Genomic DNA, 19,392 nt, shown 5'->3' on the forward strand with positions numbered 1-19,392 from the left:
CTGATTTTTATTATTGATCCTTAAAGGAGTGCGGCACATGTCAAAAGGGCATTCGCTACAAGACCCTTACTTGAATACATTGCGTAAAGAGAAGGTTGGGGTTTCCATCTATCTGGTCAACGGGATCAAGCTGCAAGGTACGATCGAGTCTTTCGACCAGTTCGTCATCCTGCTGAAGAACACCGTCAGCCAAATGGTTTACAAGCACGCTATCTCGACAGTGGTTCCAGTTCGCCCGATTCGCCTGCCTAGCGCTTCCGAATCCGAACAGGGTGACGCTGAGCCAGGTAACGCCTGATAGGAGTCTCCTTTGTTCTTTGAGCGCCACGGTGGTGGTGAACGGGCCATTCTCGTTCACTTGGATGGTCAGGACCCTGAGGCGCGCGAAGATCCGCAGGAGTTTCAGGAGCTGGCATTATCGGCCGGCGCCGAGACCGTCGCGTTTGTTAGCGTGCCGCGTCATCGGCCAACCGCCAAATACCTGGTTGGCAGCGGCAAGGTCGAGGAGTTACGCGACCTGGTCAAAGCCGAACAGGTAGACCTGGTGATTTTCAATCACATCCTCACACCCAGTCAGGAACGTAACCTCGAACGTGTATTCGAGTGTCGCGTGATCGACCGCACGGGTCTGATTCTCGATATCTTCGCTCAGCGCGCGCGCACCCATGAAGGCAAGCTCCAGGTTGAACTGGCCCAGCTTGAGCACATGAGCACCCGTCTGGTTCGTGGCTGGACTCACCTTGAACGGCAGAAAGGCGGTATCGGTCTGCGCGGGCCCGGTGAAACCCAGCTGGAAACCGACCGGCGCCTGTTGCGAGTGCGTCTGCGGCAGATCAAGGCGCGCCTGGAGAAGGTTCGCAGCCAGCGTGAGCAGGCCCGTCGTGGCCGCAAGCGTGCGGATATCCCTTCAGTGTCCCTGGTGGGCTACACCAACGCCGGCAAGTCCACGCTGTTCAATGCGGTCACTGCGTCCGATGTTTTCGCTGCCGACCAATTGTTCGCCACCCTCGACCCCACCCTGCGCCGGCTTGAGCTGGATGACCTGGGGCCGATTGTGCTGGCCGATACCGTGGGGTTCATTCGCCACTTGCCGCACAAGTTGGTGGAGGCGTTTCGGGCTACCCTCGAAGAATCGAGCAACTCCGATTTGCTGCTGCATGTGATCGATGCCCATGAGCCCGAGCGCATGGCGCAGATCGAGCAGGTTATGGTGGTGCTGGGGGAGATCGGGGCTCAAGACTTGCCGATCCTGGAGGTCTATAACAAACTCGATTTGCTCGAGGGTGTGGAGCCGCAGATCCAGCGCGACCCCGACGGCAAGCCGCAGCGGGTCTGGCTGTCGGCCCGTGATGGCCAGGGGCTGGATCTGCTCAAGCAGGCCATCGCCGAGCTGCTGGGTGAAGATTTGTTTGTAGGCACCTTGCGCTTGCCTCAGCGTTTTGCTCGACTGCGAGCACAGTTTTTCCAGTTGAACGCTGTGCAGAAAGAAGATCACGACGACGAAGGTGTCAGCTTGCTTGCTGTTCGCCTGCCACGGGCCGAGTTGAACCGGCTGGTCAGTCGCGAAGGCATGCAGCCGTCGGAATTCATCGAGCAACACACTTTGCAATAAAAGCCTGGGCAAGCGGTTGTGCCGCTGTAGCAGGCATTCTGTAGCATTGGCCGGCGCGCCGTGGGTGCGTCTTTGCTTTATCAGATGGAGAGCGCTATGGCTTGGAATGAGCCGGGTGGCAACTCGAATAATCAGGACCCTTGGGGTGGTAAGCGCCGCAATAATGGCGATCGCAAGGGGCCACCAGATCTCGACGAGGCCTTCCGTAAGCTGCAGGAAAGCCTGAATGGGTTGTTCGGTGGTGGTAAGAAACGTGGTGATGACGGCGGTAGTTCCGGCAAGGGCGGTGGTTTCGGCCTGCTGGGTATCGGTCTTGTCGTGCTGGCTGCCGTGTGGCTGTACAGCGCGGTGTATGTAGTAGACGAGCAGGAGCAGGCCGTAGTGCTGCGCTTCGGCAAATACTACGAAACCGTCGGCCCGGGTCTGAACATCTACTTCCCGCCGATCGATCGCAAGTACATGGAAAACGTCACGCGCGAGCGTGCCTACACCAAGCAGGGCCAGATGCTCACCGAGGACGAGAACATCGTCGAAGTGCCGCTGACCGTGCAGTACAAGATCAGCAACCTGCAGGATTTCGTGCTGAACGTCGATCAGCCGGAAATCAGCCTGCAGCATGCGACCGACAGCGCCCTGCGTCACGTGGTGGGTTCCACCGCCATGGACCAGGTGCTGACCGAAGGTCGTGAATTGATGGCCAGTGAGATCAAGGAGCGTCTGCAACGCTTCCTGGACAACTATCGCACCGGTATCACCGTGACCCAGGTGAACGTACAGAGCGCAGCGGCACCGCGTGAAGTACAGGAAGCCTTCGATGACGTGATCCGTGCCCGTGAAGATGAACAGCGTTCGCGCAACCAGGCTGAAACCTATGCCAACGGCGTCGTGCCGGAAGCCCGTGGTCAGGCCCAGCGCATCCTCGAGGATGCCAACGGTTACCGTGACGAAGTGGTATCCCGGGCCAAGGGTGAGGCAGATCGCTTCACCAAACTGGTTGCCGAGTACCGCAAGGCTCCTGAAGTCACCCGTCAGCGCCTGTACCTGGACACCATGCAGGAAGTCTTCAGCAACACCAGCAAGGTGTTGGTGACTGGCAGCAAGGGCGGGCAGAACAATCTGCTCTATCTGCCGCTGGACAAGATGATCGACAGTGGTCGTAGCGGCAGTGCTCCGGTAACGGGCGCAGCGTCGGCGGCCAGCAATGAAGCGAATGCGCGCGCCGCGGCTGACCATATGCAGCAACAGCAGCAGACGCGTTCTAGGGAGACTCGCTGATGAGCAATAAATCGCTGATCGCCCTGATCGTGGGCGTTGTCGTGGCGGTGGTTGCCTGGAACAGCTTCTACATCGTCGCTCAGACTGAGCGTGCGGTGTTGCTGCAGTTCGGTCGTGTGGTTCAGGCGGATGTCCAGCCTGGCCTGCATGTGAAAGTGCCCTACGTGAACCAGGTGCGTAAGTTCGACGCACGCCTGATGACCCTGGATGCACCGACGCAGCGCTTCCTGACCCTGGAAAAGAAAGCCGTGATGGTGGATGCCTACGCCAAGTGGCGGGTGAAGGATGCCGAGCGTTTCTACACCGCGACTTCCGGCCTCAAGCAGATTGCCGACGAGCGTCTTTCCCGTCGCCTGGAGTCGGGCCTGCGTGACCAGTTCGGTAAGCGCACCCTGCACGAAGTGGTTTCCGGTGAGCGTGACGCGCTGATGGCGGATATCACGGCGTCGCTGAACAAGATGGCGGAAAAGGAGCTGGGTATCGAAGTGGTCGATGTCCGGGTCAAGGCCATCGACCTGCCCAAGGAAGTGAACCGCAGCGTGTTCGAGCGCATGAGCACCGAGCGTGAGCGTGAGGCTCGCGAGCACCGGGCCAAGGGTAACGAACTGGCGGAAGGCATCCGTGCCGATGCCGATCGTCAGCGTCGCGTGCTGTTGGCTGAAGCCTATCGGGAGTCTGAAGAGGCTCGCGGTGACGGTGATGCCCAGGCAGCGGCGATCTATGCCAAGGCCTACGGCCAGGACCAGGAGTTCTACGCGTTCTACCGTAGCCTGCGTGCCTACCGTGAAAGCTTCGCGAACAAATCCGACGTCATGGTTCTGGACCCAAGCAGCGACTTCTTCCACTACCTGGAAAAGTCCAAGCCTTGATCAGGCCCTGACCCTGGAGCACCCCGCCGGGCGGCTAAAACGCCTCGCGGGGTGATCCTTTGGGAAAACGGGTGTATGATGCGGCAGCCGGGAAATTCCCGGCTTTTTTGCGTCTGCATCTTTGATTGGCCGTGGCTCGTTCAAGAGTCCGGCGAGATTTTTCGAGGAAAATGGTCTGTACAGCTGATTCCTGGCTGCCTGTCCGGCTGAGCTCGCGTCGGATGCGACTATTTTCTGCTTCACTCTAAGGCTGGCCCCAGGCTTGCCGCCCGGACCATAGGGGAATGGCGTAATGGCAACGGTAGACCGCTGGCTGCTGCCAGATGGCATCGAAGAAGTATTGCCGCCGGAAGCGGCGCGCATCGAAGTGGCGCGTCGTCAGGTGTTGGATCTGTTTCAGAGTTGGGGTTACGAGTTCGTCGTCACTCCCCATATCGAATACCTGGAATCCCTGTTGACAGGTGCAGGCCAGGATCTGGATCTGCGTACCTTCAAGGTCATCGACCCGCAGTCGGGCCGGCAGATGGGGTTTCGGGCCGACATCACGCCGCAGGTGGCGCGTATTGATGCCCACACCCTGCGCCGCGAAGGGCCGAGCCGCCTGTGCTACGCCGGCAGTGTGCTGCATGCGCAGCCGCGTGCCTTGTCGTCCTCGCGCAGCCCGATCCAGCTGGGGGCCGAGTTGTATGGCGATGCCAGCCCGAGCAGCGACGTTGAAGTCATCAGCCTGATGCTGGCCATGCTGCAACTGGCCGACGTGCCCGATGTGCACATGGATCTGGGACATGTTGGCATCTACCGTGGCCTGGCACAGGCCGCCGGCTTGTCCGGTGCTGTTGAACAGCAACTGTTCGATGCCCTGCAGCGCAAGGCGATCGACGAGGTCATCAGCCTGACGGAAGGCCTGCCGGCCGACCTGGCGGACATGTTGCGCTCCCTGGTGGACCTGTGCGGCAGCCGCGAAGTGCTGGGCGATGCCCGCCGTCGCCTGGCCGGTGCGCCGACGTCTGTGCTGCTGGCGCTGGATGAATTGCTGACCATTGCCGAGCGCCTGTCCGTGCGGTTCCCGGACTTGCCGCTGTATTTCGACCTTGGCGAGTTGCGCGGCTATCACTACCACACCGGTGTGGTCTTCGCGGTATTTGTTCCAGGCGTGGGCCAATCCATCGCCCAGGGCGGGCGCTACGATGACATCGGCGCCGATTTCGGGCGTGCCCGTCCCGCGACTGGTTTCTCCACCGATTTGAAAACCCTGGTGACCCTGGGGCGTGCTGAAGTCGAGCTACCGTCTGGCGGTATCTGGATGCCAGACAACACTGACGCGGCACTCTGGCAGACCGTCTGCCGCTTGCGCAGTGAGGGTCAGCGTGTGGTTCAGGCGTTGCCTGGGCAGCCTTTGGCCGCCGCCCGTGAAGCGGACTGCGACCGGCAATTGATTCAGCAGAATGGGCTTTGGCAAGTATTGCCGCTGGCTTCTTGAGTTTTCCTGCCGGCGGCTGCCGGCACCAAGTTTGCGCGAATGAGGACAAGTGTTATGGGTAAGAATGTCGTAGTCCTGGGCACCCAATGGGGTGATGAGGGCAAAGGCAAGATCGTTGATCTGCTGACCGAACATGCCGCCGCCGTAGTGCGCTACCAAGGTGGCCACAACGCTGGCCACACCCTGGTGATCGACGGTGAGAAGACCGTCCTGCACCTGATTCCGTCCGGTGTGCTGCGCGAAGGCGTGCAGTGCCTGATCGGTAACGGTGTGGTGGTAGCTCCGGATGCCTTGATGCGTGAAATCGTCAAGCTGGAAGAGAAGGGTGTGCCGGTGCGCGAGCGCCTGCGTATCAGCCCGTCCTGCCCGCTGATCCTGTCCTATCACGTGGCCCTGGACCAGGCCCGCGAGAAAGCCCGTGGCGAGCAGAAGATCGGTACCACCGGCCGCGGCATCGGCCCGGCTTACGAAGACAAGGTTGCACGTCGTGGCCTGCGCATCGGCGATCTGTTCCACCGCGAGCGTTTCGCCGCCAAGCTGGGCGAGCTGCTGGACTACCACAACTTCGTTCTGGTGAATTACTACAAAGAGCCGGCCATCGACTTCCAGAAGACCCTTGACGAGTGCATGGAATACGCCGAGCTGCTCAAGCCGATGATGCTCGACGTGACTGCCGAGCTGCACCAGCTGCGCCGCGCCGGCAAGGACATCATGTTCGAAGGCGCCCAGGGTTCGTTGCTGGACATCGACCACGGCACCTACCCGTATGTCACCAGCTCCAACACCACTGCTGGTGGTATCGCCACCGGTTCGGGCGTGGGTCCGATGTACCTGGACTACATCCTGGGCATCACCAAGGCCTATACCACTCGCGTGGGCTCGGGCCCGTTCCCGACCGAGCTGTTCGACGACATCGGCGCTTTCCTGGCCAAGCGTGGCCATGAGTTCGGCGCCACCACCGGCCGCGCTCGTCGCTGCGGCTGGTTCGATGCCGTGATCCTGCGTCGCGCCATCGACGTCAACAGCATCTCGGGCCTGTGCCTGACCAAGCTGGACGTTCTGGACGGCCTGGAAACCATCAATATCTGTGTCGGCTACAAGAACCAGGATGGTGCAGTCATCGACGCGCCAACCGACGCCGACAGCTACATCGGCCTGGAGCCGGTGTACGAGCAGATGCCGGGCTGGAGCGAGTCGACCCTGGGTGCCAAGACCCTGGAAGAGCTGCCTGCCGCCGCCCAGGCCTACATCAAGCGTATCGAAGAGTTGGTCGGCGCGCCGATCGACATTATTTCGACAGGCCCGGACCGCAACGAGACCATCGTCCTGCGTCATCCGTTCGCTTGATAAGTCGTTGATGTAAAAAACAAAGGGCCCTTAATCGGGCCCTTTGTCGTTTCTGCCTGCCACGCGGCACGACCCTTGCTGTGAAATCCACTTCTAGAGTGCCATCAGAATAATGGCGTCAAAAGTAGAGGGATTTCCTGTGTCGGCCGTTCTCTCACTGTTACAAAGCCGTTTACTACGGCCTGTGTTCGTTACTCTCGGTATCGCCCTTTTGGTGCAAGTGCTGGTAGCGGTTGCCCTGACTCGGAGCACAGTGACTGCCCTCGAGGCGGATCTGGCTTCGCGCCTGGGCGGCGACAGCCAGAAATTGGCTGGCGAGCTCGAGCAGGCGGGCAAAGAAGTCACCTCCAGTCTGGAGAGTCTTTCCAGCAGTACCCGCCAACGCCTCACGGCCGGCCTGTCTTCGCGTCTCAAGGAAGAACAGGTACAGCTGCGTGCGGCGCTGGAGAAGGACCTGAAGGACTCTGCCAATGACATGGCTCAATTGCTGGCCTCCGTGGCGCCTCGCGCCATGTGGGACAGTGATGTGCCGACCTTGTCCGAGTTCGCCCGAAGGGCTCAGCGCAACCCCAATGTGTTGTTCGTGGTTTATGACGATGCGGCGGGAGAGCACCTGACCCGCTACCTGAATCGTGAAAACCCGATCAACAAGGCGCTGCTGGAAAAGGGCAAGGGCGACCGGGCGCTGGACAAAGTCCTGGATGCAGCGAAGAACGATCCTTCGGTGTACTACCTTGAAGCCTCGATCAATCCCAATGGCGTGGAAATCGGCAAGGTGCTGATGGGAGTCTCCACCGCGTCGGTGGAGGCCGATATCGCCGCCCTGGATCAGCGCTTCAGTGTCTTGATTGCCAGCAGCGATCAGTTGGTTGGCGACAGCCTCAAGGGAGCTTCTGCCGACAGCTCGGCGGCCATGCGCTCGCGCTTGCAGTCGGCCCAGGGTACGGCGGCACAGATGCAGGCCAATACCGCGAGCACGGTGCAGGAGGCGGCGGCCACCTTGCGCTGGCAGATCGGCGTCGGCCTGGCGCTGGTTGGCCTGGCCCTGCTGCTGTTGCTGGCGGTGGTGCTGGGGCGTCGCGTGGTGAGCAAGCTGCATTTGCTGATCGCTGCGCTCAATGACCTGGCAGCGGGCGAAGGTGACCTGACCAAGCGTGTGCCGCTCAACAGCAATGATGAGATTGGCGACATGGCCTCGGCGGTGAATCGCTTTGTGGATAAGTTGCAGCCCATCGTGCGGGAAGCGGGGGATGTGGCCCAGCGCACAGGCGTCGAGATCGGCGCCATGAGCCAGCGTAATGCCGGGGCTGATGCCGCAGCCGAAGCGCAGCGTGATGAGGTGGCAGAGAGCCTGCGAGCGTTGTCGCAGATGGCCGATGAAGCCCAGGCGGAGAGCCAGGCGATGCAGGCCGCACTGCAGCAGGTGGTGGAGATTCGTCAGGCGACGGACGAGACTACCCGCACCTCCGAGCAGGTCGGCAGCCTGATCGAGGCGCTGGCGGGGCAAGTGGATACCGGGGCCAAGGTGATCGAGCGCCTGGCCCAGCAGAGCGAGCAGATCGAGGTGGTGCTGACGGTGATCCATGGCATTGCCGAGCAAACCAACCTGCTGGCATTGAACGCTGCGATCGAGGCCGCGCGCGCCGGCGAGACCGGGCGCGGATTTGCCGTGGTGGCGGATGAGGTGCGGGCCCTGGCCAGCAAGACGCAAAGCTCCACTGGCGATATCCAGGCCCATATCGGTGCCCTGCAGCAGGGGGCGCGGGAGGCCGTAGCGGCTATCGGTCAGGCCGGGCGTCAGGCCAGCGAGGGCTTGCTGGTGCTGCGCGACAGTGCTCGCCTGCAACAATCGGTGCAGTCTTCGGTAGAGCAGGTGCACGCCGCGATTGGCCTGGCCACGCAGGCTGCGGCCCATCAGGCGCAGGGCGCGCAGGCGGTGCGTGGGCGGGTGGAAACCATCCATGCCCAGGCCGAGCGGGCGGCTCAGGCCGTGGTAGAAACCACCGCCAGCGGCAAGGTACTGGACAGCCTGGCGGCGCAGCTCAAGGCCAGCCTCGGTCAGTTCCGCGCCTGATGCCTGGCCGGCAAGCTGGTTCCTGCCACCTTACTGCAGGAGCCGGCTTGCCACCTCTCAGCGACTCAAATACATCCGCGTTGTCAGCAGATAGACCGGTAGCCCTGACACCAGTATCAACAGCGCCGCATAAGGTGCCGCCGCTGCAAACTCCACATTCGCCGTATGCGCCCACACTTCTGTGGCTAGGGTGTTGAGCCCGGTTGGGCTGAGCAGCAGGGTCGCTGTCAGTTCCTTCATCGCATCCAGAAAGACCAGGGCGAAAGCTGCGCCCAGCGCCGGGAAGATGATCGGCAGGGTCACTCGGCAAAAGGCGCTGAACGACGATGCGCCGAGGGTTCTTGCTGCTTCTTCCAGCTGTGGCGCGGCCTTGTTCAGCGCGGTGCGGATCGGCGCCTGGGCCAGGGGCAGGAACAGCAGGGCATAGGCAATCAGCAGCAGCGCCGAGGTCTGGTACAGCACCGGCACATAGTGCAGCGCGAAATACACCAGGGTCAGGGCGATCACCAGCCCTGGCAGGGCATGCAGCAGATAGGGCAGGCGCTCTGCCCAGATGGCCAGGCGCCCCTTGTAGCGCACCACCAGCAGGCCCACCGGCACTGCCAGCACCAGGCACAGGCCGGCGCCGCCCAGGGACAGGGCCAGTGAAGACAGCAATGCTTCGCTGATTGCCGCGACGGGGAAGGCTGCCGATGAACCGACGGCCAGCCAATAGGCAAGCATGCCCAGGGGGACACCGCTGCCGATCAGCGCCAGCATCAGGCAGTAAAGCTGTCCGCCGATGCTCCAGCGTCCCAGGCGTACCTGTTCGGCGTGCCTGGCTGCGCCCTGGCCGGTGCGTACATGGCGGCCCTTGCCGCGGACGCGCAGTTCCAGCCCCAGCAGCAGCAGGCACAGCGCCAACAACACGGCCGACAGCATGGCGGCGTTGGCATTGCTGAACTCCAGCTCGAATTGCTGGTAGATGGCGGTGGTGAAGGTCTGCAGGCCGATGATCGACAGGGCACCGAATTCCACCAGCATATGCAGGGCAATCAGCAGCGAGCCGGCCAGCAGTGAAGGCCATAGCAAGGGCAAGGTGATCTTGAAGAACACGCCCCAGCGATTTTGCCCCAGGGTCCGCGCCGACTCCTCCAGGGAGGGGTCGAGATTGCGCAGGGTGGCCGCCACCGGCAGGAACACCAGCGGGTATTTGGACAGGGTCATCACCAGGATCGCGCCGCCCAGTCCTTCGAACCCGGCGCTCAGGGATACCCAAGTGAAGCTGCTGACAAAGGCCGGTACGGCGAAGGGCAAGCACAGCACCACGCCCCAGATCCGCCTTCCCGGCAAATCACTGCGTTCCAGCAGCCAGGCCAGGGACAGGCCGAGCACGGCGCAGGCAAGGGGCACCCCGAGCATCAGCAGCAGGGTATTGCTCAGTAGGCGCAACACATAGGGGCGCCACAGCAGGTGCAGGGCTTCAGCCCAGCCGGCCTGCCAGGCCTTGAGGCCGACATATAACAGTGGCAACAGGCTCAGGCAGACCAGTAGCAGGACTGGCAGCAGTAGCCAGATCGAAGGCCGCTTGCGCCTCGGCACAAAGGTGGTGCGCAAGGCGGAAGCGGATGGCGATGGATTCATCAGTTCAGGCCGACGTCACGTTCCAGGTCCAGGGCTTCCTCGGCATTGCCGAGATCGGCTGGGGTCACCTTCGGGGCTTCCAGTTCATTGAAGGGCTTGAGTCCGCGATCGGACTGCATGCCTTTATGCAGCGGGTACTCGGCCGTGGTTTGGGTAATCACCCGCTGGCCTTCTTCGCTGGCCATGTAGGCCAGAAGCTGCTGGGCCTCTTTCGGATGCTTGCTGGACTTGAGTACGGCTGCGCTGGACACGGTGATCAGGCCGCCGACGTCGCCGCCCGTGAAGTAGTGCAGTTTCGAGTCGAGCTGGCCTTTTTCCCGTTGCAGGGCAAACCAGTAGTAGTTGTTCACCAGGACCGTGGCCACTTCGCCGTTTTCCACGGCTTTGAGAGCCACCATGTTGTTGCTGTAGACCTTGCCGAAAGCCCGCAGGCCGGTCAGCCATTCTTCGGCAGCATCCCTGCCGTGCGTCTTGATGATGGCCACGGCCTGTTCCTGGAAGGCGCCACTGGTGGGCACGAAGCCAACCTTGCCTTGCCACTGCGGCTGGGAGAATTCCATCACCGACTTGGGCAGGTCTTTTTCGTCGATCAGTTTCGGGTTGAAGGCGACGACTCGTACGCGCGCGGTGACACCGATCCAGGTACCGTTGCCCGCAACATATTCCTTGGGCAGCACGGCCAGGGTCGTGGCGTCGGTCTGGGCCAGCAGGCCCTGCTCGCCGAGTTTGTTCAGGGGAGGGGATTCTTCGGTGTAGATCACATCAGCGGGGGAGCGATCACCTTCTTCGACAACCTGGCTGGCCAGTTGATTGCTGCTGCCCTTGCGGACATTCACATGGATGCCGGTCTTGGCTTCGAAAGCCTTGGCTACCGCGTCGCCGACTTCCTTGTGCTGACCGTTGTACAGGGTCAGGGAAACTGGATCGGCTGCCTGGGTGAAGGGGGATGCCAGGGTCAGCCCCAGCAAAGTGATGGTCAAGCCACGCAGAAGGGATGTTGGAAGGAGGGTATTTCTGAACATCATTCGCAGGTTTCCTCACTGTAGTGTCGCAAAAACTTGTAACAATCATAAACGATATCGTTTCTCATGTGCGCTTTGCGGATGCGGAGGAAGGCGATGGCGCGGGGAAATATCAGGGGGCAGAAACGCAAAAACCCGCTTTCGCGGGTTTTTGTGAGACTTGAAAGCGATGCTCTCAAGTTTTGAATTGGTGCCCAGAAGAAGACTCGAACTTCCACGACCTTGCGGTCACCAGCACCTGAAGCTGGCGTGTCTACCAATTTCACCATCTGGGCAGTATCGACGTCGTCGCCGTGTCGATGGAGCGCACTATACGGACAGCGTTTTGATCTGTAAACCCCTGTTTTGGTTTTATTAAATCAAACACTTAGAATGCAAAAACCCGCTTTCGCGGGTTTTTGTTCGAGCCTTGAAACTGATCTAATCTCAAGCTCTTGAATTGGTGCCCAGAAGAAGACTCGAACTTCCACGGCCTTGCGGCCACCAGCACCTGAAGCTGGCGTGTCTACCAATTTCACCATCTGGGCAGTATCGCTGACGTCTCCGTCGTCGATGGCGCGCACTATACGGAGGCTCTTTTAAGCTGTAAACCCCAGATTTCAAAAAAGTTTGAAAAAAGTCTCCGGCGGTATGCGTGACGATGTTTCTGAGGCGATGGCGAGGATTATTCCCAGGTTGTCTGAGCCTGAAATTTCCCGTTTCAATACGCGTATGCCAAACTAACCCGCATATAGACAAGGTGAAATTTATCTAATGGCCGATTGGCAGTCCCTCGATCCCGAGGCCGCTCGTGAAGCGGAAAAATACGAAAACCCTATTCCTAGCCGCGAACTCATCCTTCAGCACCTTGCTGACCGGGGTTCGCCTGCTAGTCGCGAGCAGTTGGTAGAAGAGTTCGGTCTGACCACGGAAGACCAGCTGGAAGCCCTGCGCCGCCGCCTGCGCGCCATGGAGCGCGACGCTCAACTGATCTATACCCGCCGCGGCACCTATGCTCCGGTGGACAAGCTCGACCTGATTCTCGGCCGTATCAGCGGTCACCGCGACGGCTTCGGCTTCCTGGTGCCGGATGACGGCAGCGACGACCTGTTCATGAGCCCGGCGCAAATGCGTCTGGTATTCGATGGCGACCGCGCCCTGGCCCGGGTTTCCGGCCTGGATCGCCGCGGCCGTCGCGAAGGCGTGATCGTCGAAGTGGTGTCCCGTGCCCACGAAAGCATCGTCGGTCGCTACTTCGAAGAAGGTGGCATCGGTTTCGTGGTGGCAGACAACCCGAAGATCCAGCAGGAAGTGCTGGTAACGCCGGGGCGCAATGCCAATGCCAAGATCGGTCAGTTCGTCGAAGTGAAGATCACTCACTGGCCGACGCCGCGCTTCCAGCCGCAAGGCGATGTGGTGGAGGTGGTGGGCAACTACATGGCACCGGGCATGGAAATCGACGTTGCCCTGCGCACCTACGATATTCCTCATGTCTGGCCAGAGGCGGTGCTCAAGGAAGCCGGCAAGCTCAAGCCCGAAGTGGAAGAGAAGGACAAAGAGAAGCGCATCGATCTGCGTGATCTGCCTTTCGTCACCATCGACGGCGAAGACGCCCGCGACTTCGACGACGCTGTTTTCTGCGAAGCCAAGCCCGGCAAGCTGCGCCTGTTCGGTGGTGGCTGGAAGCTGTATGTGGCGATTGCCGACGTCTCCAGTTACGTGAAGATCGGTTCGGCTCTGGATGCCGAAGCCCAGGTGCGCGGCAACTCGGTGTACTTCCCCGAGCGGGTGATCCCGATGCTGCCCGAGCAACTGTCCAACGGCCTGTGCTCGCTGAACCCGAAAGTCGATCGCCTGGCCATGGTTTGCGAGATGACCATCTCCAAGTCCGGCGAGATGACCGATTACCAGTTCTACGAAGCGGTGATCCACTCCAAGGCGCGTCTGACCTACAACAAGGTCAGCACCATGCTCGAGCAGCCGAAAACCAGCGAAGCCAAGCAGTTGCGCGGTGAATACGGCGATGTCCTGCCGCACCTGAAGCAGCTGTATGCGCTGTACAAGGTCTTGCTGGGGGCTCGTCATACCCGGGGCGCCATCGACTTCGAGACCCAGGAAACCCGGATCATCTTCGGTTCCGAGCGCAAGATCGCCGAAATTCGTCCGACTACACGCAATGATGCGCACAAGCTGATCGAGGAATGCATGCTGGCGGCCAACGTGGCCACCGCCGAGTTCCTCAAGAAGCACGAGATTCCGGCCCTGTACCGGGTGCACGATGGTCCGCCGCCGGAACGTCTGGAAAAACTGCGCGCCTTCCTCGGCGAACTGGGCCTGTCCCTGCATAAAGGCAAGGATGGCCCGACGCCGAAGGACTACCAGGCATTGCTGGAAACCATCAAGGACCGTCCGGATTACCACCTGATCCAGACCGTGATGCTGCGCTCCCTGAGCCAGGCGGTGTACAGCGCTGATAACCAGGGCCACTTCGGCCTGAATTACGAAGCCTATACCCACTTCACTTCGCCGATCCGTCGCTACCCGGACCTGTTGACCCATCGGGCCATCCGCAGCGTCATCCACTCCAAGCAGGACACGCCGCACGTGCGCCGCGCCGGGGCGATGACCATTCCGAAGGCGCGTATCTATCCGTACGACGAAGCGACCCTGGAGCAGCTCGGCGAGCAGTGCTCGATGAGCGAGCGCCGTGCCGATGAGGCTACGCGGGACGTAGTGAACTGGCTCAAGTGCGAGTTCATGAAGGATCGTGTGGGCGAGTCCTTCCCGGGTGTGATCACCGCGGTGACCGGTTTCGGCCTGTTCGTCGAGTTGACCGACATCTACGTCGAGGGCCTGGTGCACGTCACCGCCTTGCCGGGGGACTACTACCACTTCGACCCTGTGCATCACCGCCTGGCGGGCGAGCGCACCGGTCGCAGCTTCCGCCTGGGCGATACTGTGGAAGTGCGTGTCATGCGCGTCGACCTGGACGAGCGCAAGATCGATTTCGAAATGGCCGAGAAGACCATCAACGCACCGATCGGCCGCAAGAAGCGTGGCGCCGCGGACGCACCTGCCAGCAAGGTCGTGGAAGAGCCGGCTCCAGCCAAGGCGGGGCGTCGCAGCTCCGCCAAGGAAAAGGCGGTCGAGGCTTATCGTCCAAGCGACGCTGCCGCGAAAAACGCCGAAGTGCGCAAAAGCCGCGAAATGAAGCGGGCGCTGCTGGCCGAAGCCAAGGGCGGTGGTAAAGCGACGTCTGCGGGAAAGTCCGGTAAGCCGGCGCCCTCGCGCGCTGGCGAAAAGCCCGCCAAGCCGAGCAAACATCGTAAAGGTCCGCCCAAGGCGGGCTCCGCTTCCGGCGCTAAAAGCGGCGGGGCGCGCAAACCTAAGGCCAAGTCATGAGTCAGTTGGAAAAGATCTACGGCGTGCATGCCGTAGAAGCGTTGCTGCGTCACCATCCCAAGCGGGTCAAGCAGATCTGGTTGGCTGAAGGGCGCAGTGATCCACGGGTTCAGGTGCTGGTGGACCTGGCTGCGCAGAACCGTGTTTCGGTTGGCCAGGCCGAGCGTCGTGAGATGGACGCATGGGTTGAAGGCGTGCACCAGGGCGTAGTGGCGGAAGTCAGCCCGAGCCAGGTGTGGGGCGAGGCCATGCTCGACGAGCTGCTGGACCGTACCGAAGGCGCGCCGTTGCTGCTGGTGCTGGACGGTGTGACCGACCCGCATAACCTCGGGGCCTGCCTGCGTACTGCCGATGCGGCCGGTGCCCTGGCAGTGCTGGTGCCCAAGGACAAGTCGGCGACCCTGACTCCGACCGTGCGCAAAGTGGCCTGCGGCGCCGCCGAAGTGATTCCGCTGGTAGCCGTGACCAACCTGGCCCGCACCCTGGAGAAGCTCCAGCAGCGTGGGCTGTGGATCGTCGGCACCGCCGGCGAGGCCGAACAGGAACTGTACGACCAGGACCTGACCGGCCCGACCATCATCATCATGGGGGCCGAAGGCAAGGGCATGCGTCGCCTGACCCGCGAGCACTGCGACTACCTGGTACGCCTGCCGATGGCCGGCAGCGTCAGCAGCCTCAACGTCTCCGTGGCCACTGGCGTGTGCCTGTTCGAAGCCATGCGCCAGCGCGGTGCCAAGGCCAAGGCCGGCGCCAAGAAAGCCTGACCCGCAGTTGCAGGAGCCGGCTTGCCGGCGAGGCGCGTGCTGCCGTCCATCGTCGGCACGCCGGCTCCCGCAGGTGGTTGTTCAAATAATCACCAATTGCCTTGCGCCGCTGTTCCCCCTTCTCTACAATTGCGCCCCTTGCCGTGACGGCAGGCGCATATGTGCCTACTACCAGGCAAGACACACCAGTGTCATTCACTCCTTGTCTGACCGCTTATAGGCGGCAGGCTACAACCCGTAAGGAGCATTCATGCGTCATTACGAAATCATCTTTTTGGTCCACCCGGATCAAAGCGAGCAAGTCGGCGGCATGGTTGAGCGTTACACCAAGCTGATCGAAGAAGACGGCGGCAAAATCCACCGTCTGGAAGACTGGGGCCGTCGTCAACTGGCCTACGCAATCAACAATGTTCACAAGGCTCACTACGTGATGCTGAACGTTGAGTGCACCGGTAAAGCCCTGGCTGAGCTGGAAGACAACTTCCGTTACAACGATGCTGTGATCCGTAACCTGGTCATCCGTCGCGAAGAAGCCATCACTGGCCAATCCGAGATGCTCAAGGCTGAAGAAAACCGCAGTGAGCGCCGTGAGCGTCGTGACCGTCCTGAGCATGCTGACAGCGCCGATGGCGATGACAGCGACAACAGCGACGCCAGCGATAACGCTGACGAGTAATCCACGGACCTTTTGAGGAGCCAATTACATGGCACGTTTCTTCCGTCGTCGTAAATTCTGCCGCTTCACCGCTGAAGACGTGAAAGAGATCGATTACAAAGATCTCAACACTCTGAAAGCCTACGTATCCGAGACCGGCAAAATCGTTCCAAGCCGCATCACCGGTACCAAAGCTCGTTATCAGCGTCAGCTGGCCACCGCTATCAAGCGCGCCCGCTTCCTGGCCCTGCTGGCCTACACCGACAGCCACGGCCGCTGAGATCGGGCAGTCGACAAGTAGTAAGGGATTGAATGCATGCGCGCCTTAGCTGAGTTCATCATGCGCGGTCGTATGCAGGCCACTCTGGTAGTGGCTGGCTGTTCGGCATTGCCGTTGTTGTATTGGTTGGGTGCTGCCGCCGGGAGCCTGGTGCTTCTGCGGCGCGGATTGAAGGATGCCCTTGGCGTCCTCGCTCTGGGAGTGCTGCCAGCTTTGCTCTGGTGGCTGACGTTCGATGACCCGCGGGCACTTCTGGTGCTGCTGGGTTCTTCGAGTCTTGCGTTGGTTTTGCGCGCAAGCGAGTCCTGGAGCCGCGTGCTGCTGGTCAGCATAGCGATGGGGTTGGTGTTTGCTGGAGTCCTGGGTGCGGCTTTCCGCCCTCAGATCGAAGCGCTGTCACAGGAATTGATAAAAATCCTGCCGATGGCCTTGGGTGAGGTCTACCAGCAGCTATCGGTTGAAGAGCGAGCTCGTCTTGCCACGCTGATTGCACCGATCCTGACCGGCCTGATAGCGGCCCTGTTGCAAGCCATCAGCGTGCTGAGCCTGATTCTTGGGCGTTACTGGCAGGCTGTGTTGTATAACCCGGGTGGTTTTGGTCGCGAGTTTCGCGCCATCAGAATCCCTCTTGGGCCAGCGATGTTGCTGCTGGCGTGCATGCTGGTGGGGCCGAACTTCGGACCTCAACTGGCCATGCTGACGCCGATGTGCAGTGTCCCGCTGGCTTTTGCCGGGCTGGCCCTGATTCACGGGCTGGTGGCACAAGGGCGACTGGCCAGGTTCTGGCTGGTGGGGTTGTACGTCACGCTGTTGCCGTTCATGCAACTGATCTATCCGTTGCTCGTGGTCCTGGCCATTGTCGACAGTCTGGTTGATTTTCGCGGTCGTTTGGCGCCGAAAGACGCTGATAACGGCTCTGCGAACGGTGAAGGTTAAAAGTTAAGAGGTTATTACCAAATGGAACTGATCCTGCTGGAAAAAATCGCCAACCTGGGCAACCTGGGCGATAAGGTAAACGTTAAGGCTGGTTACGGCCGTAACTACCTGCTGCCTTTCGGCAAAGCCACCGCTGCTACCGCTGCCAACCTGGCTGCGTTCGAAGCGCGTCGTGCCGAGCTGGAAAAACTGGCTGCAGAGAAGAAGGCTTCTGCCGAAACTCGCGCTGCGCAACTGGCTGAGCTGGAAGTGACCATCACTGCCACCGCCGGTGACGAAGGCAAGCTGTTCGGTTCGATCGGCACCCACGACATCGCTGATGCACTGACCGCCTCGGGCGTTGAAGTGGCAAAAAGCGAAGTTCGTCTGCCGAACGGCACCATCCGCAACGTAGGTGAATTCGACGTAGCCGTGCACCTGCACGCTGAAGTTGAAGCAACCGTACGCGTTGTCGTGGTGGCTGCTTAAGCAGTACCAAATCGTCTGGCACCTTGTGTGGCTGACGGTTAACATCGGGCACGATCCTGTTTACAGGTCGTGCCCTTTGTCTTTCTGCTGATCCTGATTTTCATCCCCCGAATTCCAAGTGGCCATGAACGATATCTCCGCTCCCGAGCAATACGATCTGCAAACCGCTGCCCTGAAGGTGCCGCCGCACTCCATCGAGGCCGAACAGGCCGTGCTCGGTGGTCTGATGCTGGACAACAACGCCTGGGAACGCGTGTTGGATCAAGTGTCCGACGGCGATTTCTACCGGCATGACCACCGTTTGATCTTCCGCGCCATCGCCAAGCTGGCCGACCAGAACATGCCCATCGACGTGGTCACCCTGTCCGAGCAACTGGACAAGGAAGGCCAGACTTCGCAGGTCGGCGGCCTGGGCTACCTGGGTGAACTGGCGAAGAACACTCCGTCGGTGGCCAACATCAAGGCCTATGCGCAGATCGTTCGCCAGCGGGCCACCCTGCGCCAGCTGATCGGCATCAGCACCGAGATCGCCGACAGTGCCTTCAACCCGGAAGGGCGCACCGCCGAAGAGATTCTCGACGAGGCCGAGCGGCAGATCTTCCAGATCGCCGAAGCGCGGCCCAAGACCGGCGGCCCGGTGGGGGTCAACGAACTGCTGACCAAGGCCATCGACCGCATCGATACCCTGTTCAACACGGACAACGCCATCACCGGCCTGTCCACCGGCTATACCGATCTCGACGAGAAGACCAGCGGCCTGCAGCCGGCCGACTTGATCATCGTCGCCGGCCGTCCGTCCATGGGTAAGACCACCTTCGCCATGAACCTGGTGGAGAACGCGGTACTGCGCAGCGACAAGGCGGTGCTGGTGTACTCCCTGGAGATGCCAGGTGAATCGCTGATCATGCGTATGCTCTCCTCCCTGGGCCGCATCGACCAGACCAAGGTCCGTTCCGGCCAGCTGGAAGACGACGACTGGCCACGCCTGACCTCGGCGGTCAACCTGCTCAACGACCGCAAGCTGTTCATTGACGACACCGCGGGCATCAGCCCCTCGGAGATGCGTGCGCGGACCCGGCGCCTGGTGCGTGAGCACGGCGATATCGCCATGATCATGATCGACTACCTGCAGCTCATGCAGATTCCAGGCTCCAGCGGCGACAACCGGACCAACGAGATTTCCGAGATTTCCCGGTCCCTGAAGGCCCTGGCCAAGGAGTTCAACTGCCCGGTAGTGGCCCTGTCCCAGCTCAACCGCTCCCTGGAACAACGTCCCAACAAGCGCCCGGTGAACTCCGACTTGCGGGAATCCGGAGCGATCGAGCAGGACGCCGACGTGATCATGTTCGTCTACCGGGACGAGGTGTATCACCCGGAAACCGAGCACAAGGGCATTGCCGAGATCATCATCGGCAAGCAGCGGAACGGCCCCATCGGCTTTATCCGCCTGGCGTTCATCGGCAAGTACACCCGCTTCGAGAACCTCGCCCCGGGCAGCTACAACTTCGACGACGACGAATAACGGCGCCAGCCATGGTGGTTGGCCGGCTGTGGTGGGGCAGCGTGCTCCCGCTGGAGCAGGCTGCGGCCCCAAGGCCGGTCGGCG

The 19,392-nt window shown here is 61.1% G+C and carries 16 protein-coding genes and 2 tRNA genes; 14 read left to right on the plus strand and 4 right to left on the minus strand.

Translation table 11 applies throughout. From position 1 onward, the window contains the following. The first annotated feature begins 37 nt into the window (after window positions 1–37). The 7 genes from hfq to AC1RGE_RS27495 all read left to right on the plus strand — a co-directional run bounded on the left by hfq (window position 38) and on the right by AC1RGE_RS27495 (window position 8,657). On the plus strand, window positions 38–298 hold the full coding sequence (gene hfq / locus AC1RGE_RS27465) for an RNA chaperone Hfq (protein WP_007921378.1): 261 nt from the start codon (window positions 38–40) through the stop codon (window positions 296–298). Between the two features lie 12 nt (window positions 299–310). Then, window positions 311–1,612 carry a ribosome rescue GTPase HflX gene (hflX, locus tag AC1RGE_RS27470; RefSeq protein WP_011058939.1) on the plus strand — a complete coding sequence of 434 codons (1,302 nt, stop codon included), beginning with the start codon at window positions 311–313 and terminating at the stop codon, window positions 1,610–1,612. Window positions 1,613–1,708: 96 nt separating this feature from the next. Continuing rightward, window positions 1,709–2,887: an FtsH protease activity modulator HflK gene (hflK, locus tag AC1RGE_RS27475; protein WP_011058940.1), complete on the plus strand. Its 1,179-nt coding sequence runs from the start codon at window positions 1,709–1,711 to the stop codon at window positions 2,885–2,887. Then, complete coding sequence (gene hflC / locus AC1RGE_RS27480) at window positions 2,887–3,756, plus strand: protease modulator HflC (RefSeq protein ID WP_011058941.1); 870 nt, start codon at window positions 2,887–2,889, stop codon at window positions 3,754–3,756. Before hflK ends, hflC begins: the two co-directional genes overlap by 1 nt. A gap of 292 nt (window positions 3,757–4,048) precedes the next feature. After that, window positions 4,049–5,236: an ATP phosphoribosyltransferase regulatory subunit gene (locus tag AC1RGE_RS27485; protein WP_011058942.1), complete on the plus strand. Its 1,188-nt coding sequence runs from the start codon at window positions 4,049–4,051 to the stop codon at window positions 5,234–5,236. A 54-nt stretch (window positions 5,237–5,290) separates the two neighbouring features. Then, window positions 5,291–6,583, plus strand: coding sequence for an adenylosuccinate synthase (locus AC1RGE_RS27490; protein ID WP_011058943.1), 1,293 nt, complete (start codon window positions 5,291–5,293; stop codon window positions 6,581–6,583). Between the two features lie 139 nt (window positions 6,584–6,722). After that, window positions 6,723–8,657 (plus strand): methyl-accepting chemotaxis protein, encoded by a 1,935-nt coding sequence (locus AC1RGE_RS27495; protein WP_492585360.1) that lies wholly within the window; start codon window positions 6,723–6,725, stop codon window positions 8,655–8,657. A 57-nt stretch (window positions 8,658–8,714) separates the two neighbouring features. On the opposite strand, the gene AC1RGE_RS27500 is transcribed toward AC1RGE_RS27495, so the two are convergent. The 4 genes from AC1RGE_RS27500 to AC1RGE_RS27515 form a co-directional block, all read right to left on the minus strand. Further along, window positions 8,715–10,280 (minus strand): ABC transporter permease, encoded by a 1,566-nt coding sequence (locus AC1RGE_RS27500; protein ID WP_492585362.1) that lies wholly within the window; start codon window positions 10,278–10,280, stop codon window positions 8,715–8,717. Next, a complete protein-coding gene (locus tag AC1RGE_RS27505) occupies window positions 10,280–11,305 on the minus strand; it encodes an extracellular solute-binding protein (protein WP_492585364.1) in 1,026 nt (341 codons plus the stop codon). The genes AC1RGE_RS27500 and AC1RGE_RS27505 overlap by 1 nt, the downstream gene beginning before the upstream one ends. A 185-nt stretch (window positions 11,306–11,490) precedes the next feature. Beyond that, window positions 11,491–11,577, minus strand: a tRNA-Leu gene (locus tag AC1RGE_RS27510). Between the two features lie 165 nt (window positions 11,578–11,742). Then, a tRNA-Leu gene (locus tag AC1RGE_RS27515) sits at window positions 11,743–11,829 on the minus strand. Window positions 11,830–12,055: 226 nt separating this feature from the next. Between AC1RGE_RS27515 and rnr the strand changes: the two genes are divergently transcribed. The 7 genes from rnr to dnaB all read left to right on the plus strand — a co-directional run bounded on the left by rnr (window position 12,056) and on the right by dnaB (window position 19,308). After that, window positions 12,056–14,683 (plus strand): ribonuclease R, encoded by a 2,628-nt coding sequence (gene rnr, locus AC1RGE_RS27520; protein ID WP_011058947.1) that lies wholly within the window; start codon window positions 12,056–12,058, stop codon window positions 14,681–14,683. Beyond that, window positions 14,680–15,447: a 23S rRNA (guanosine(2251)-2'-O)-methyltransferase RlmB gene (gene rlmB / locus AC1RGE_RS27525; protein WP_015633942.1), complete on the plus strand. Its 768-nt coding sequence runs from the start codon at window positions 14,680–14,682 to the stop codon at window positions 15,445–15,447. Before rnr ends, rlmB begins: the two co-directional genes overlap by 4 nt. Window positions 15,448–15,697: 250 nt before the next feature. Further along, the gene (gene rpsF, locus AC1RGE_RS27530) at window positions 15,698–16,123 is read left to right on the plus strand and encodes a 30S ribosomal protein S6 (protein WP_011058949.1); all 426 of its coding nucleotides are present in this window, start codon (window positions 15,698–15,700) and stop codon (window positions 16,121–16,123) included. A gap of 28 nt (window positions 16,124–16,151) precedes the next feature. Beyond that, window positions 16,152–16,382: a 30S ribosomal protein S18 gene (gene rpsR, locus AC1RGE_RS27535; protein ID WP_002551829.1), complete on the plus strand. Its 231-nt coding sequence runs from the start codon at window positions 16,152–16,154 to the stop codon at window positions 16,380–16,382. Window positions 16,383–16,418: 36 nt separating this feature from the next. Next, window positions 16,419–17,318, plus strand: coding sequence for a hypothetical protein (locus AC1RGE_RS27540; RefSeq protein ID WP_011058950.1), 900 nt, complete (start codon window positions 16,419–16,421; stop codon window positions 17,316–17,318). Window positions 17,319–17,339: 21 nt separating this feature from the next. Next, a complete protein-coding gene (rplI, locus tag AC1RGE_RS27545) occupies window positions 17,340–17,786 on the plus strand; it encodes a 50S ribosomal protein L9 (RefSeq protein WP_007921484.1) in 447 nt (148 codons plus the stop codon). Window positions 17,787–17,910: 124 nt separating this feature from the next. Continuing rightward, window positions 17,911–19,308: a replicative DNA helicase gene (gene dnaB / locus AC1RGE_RS27550; RefSeq protein WP_011058951.1), complete on the plus strand. Its 1,398-nt coding sequence runs from the start codon at window positions 17,911–17,913 to the stop codon at window positions 19,306–19,308. Window positions 19,309–19,392: the final 84 nt, after the last annotated feature.

Source organism: Pseudomonas sp. GW823-FHT02C05, assembly GCF_058797595.1.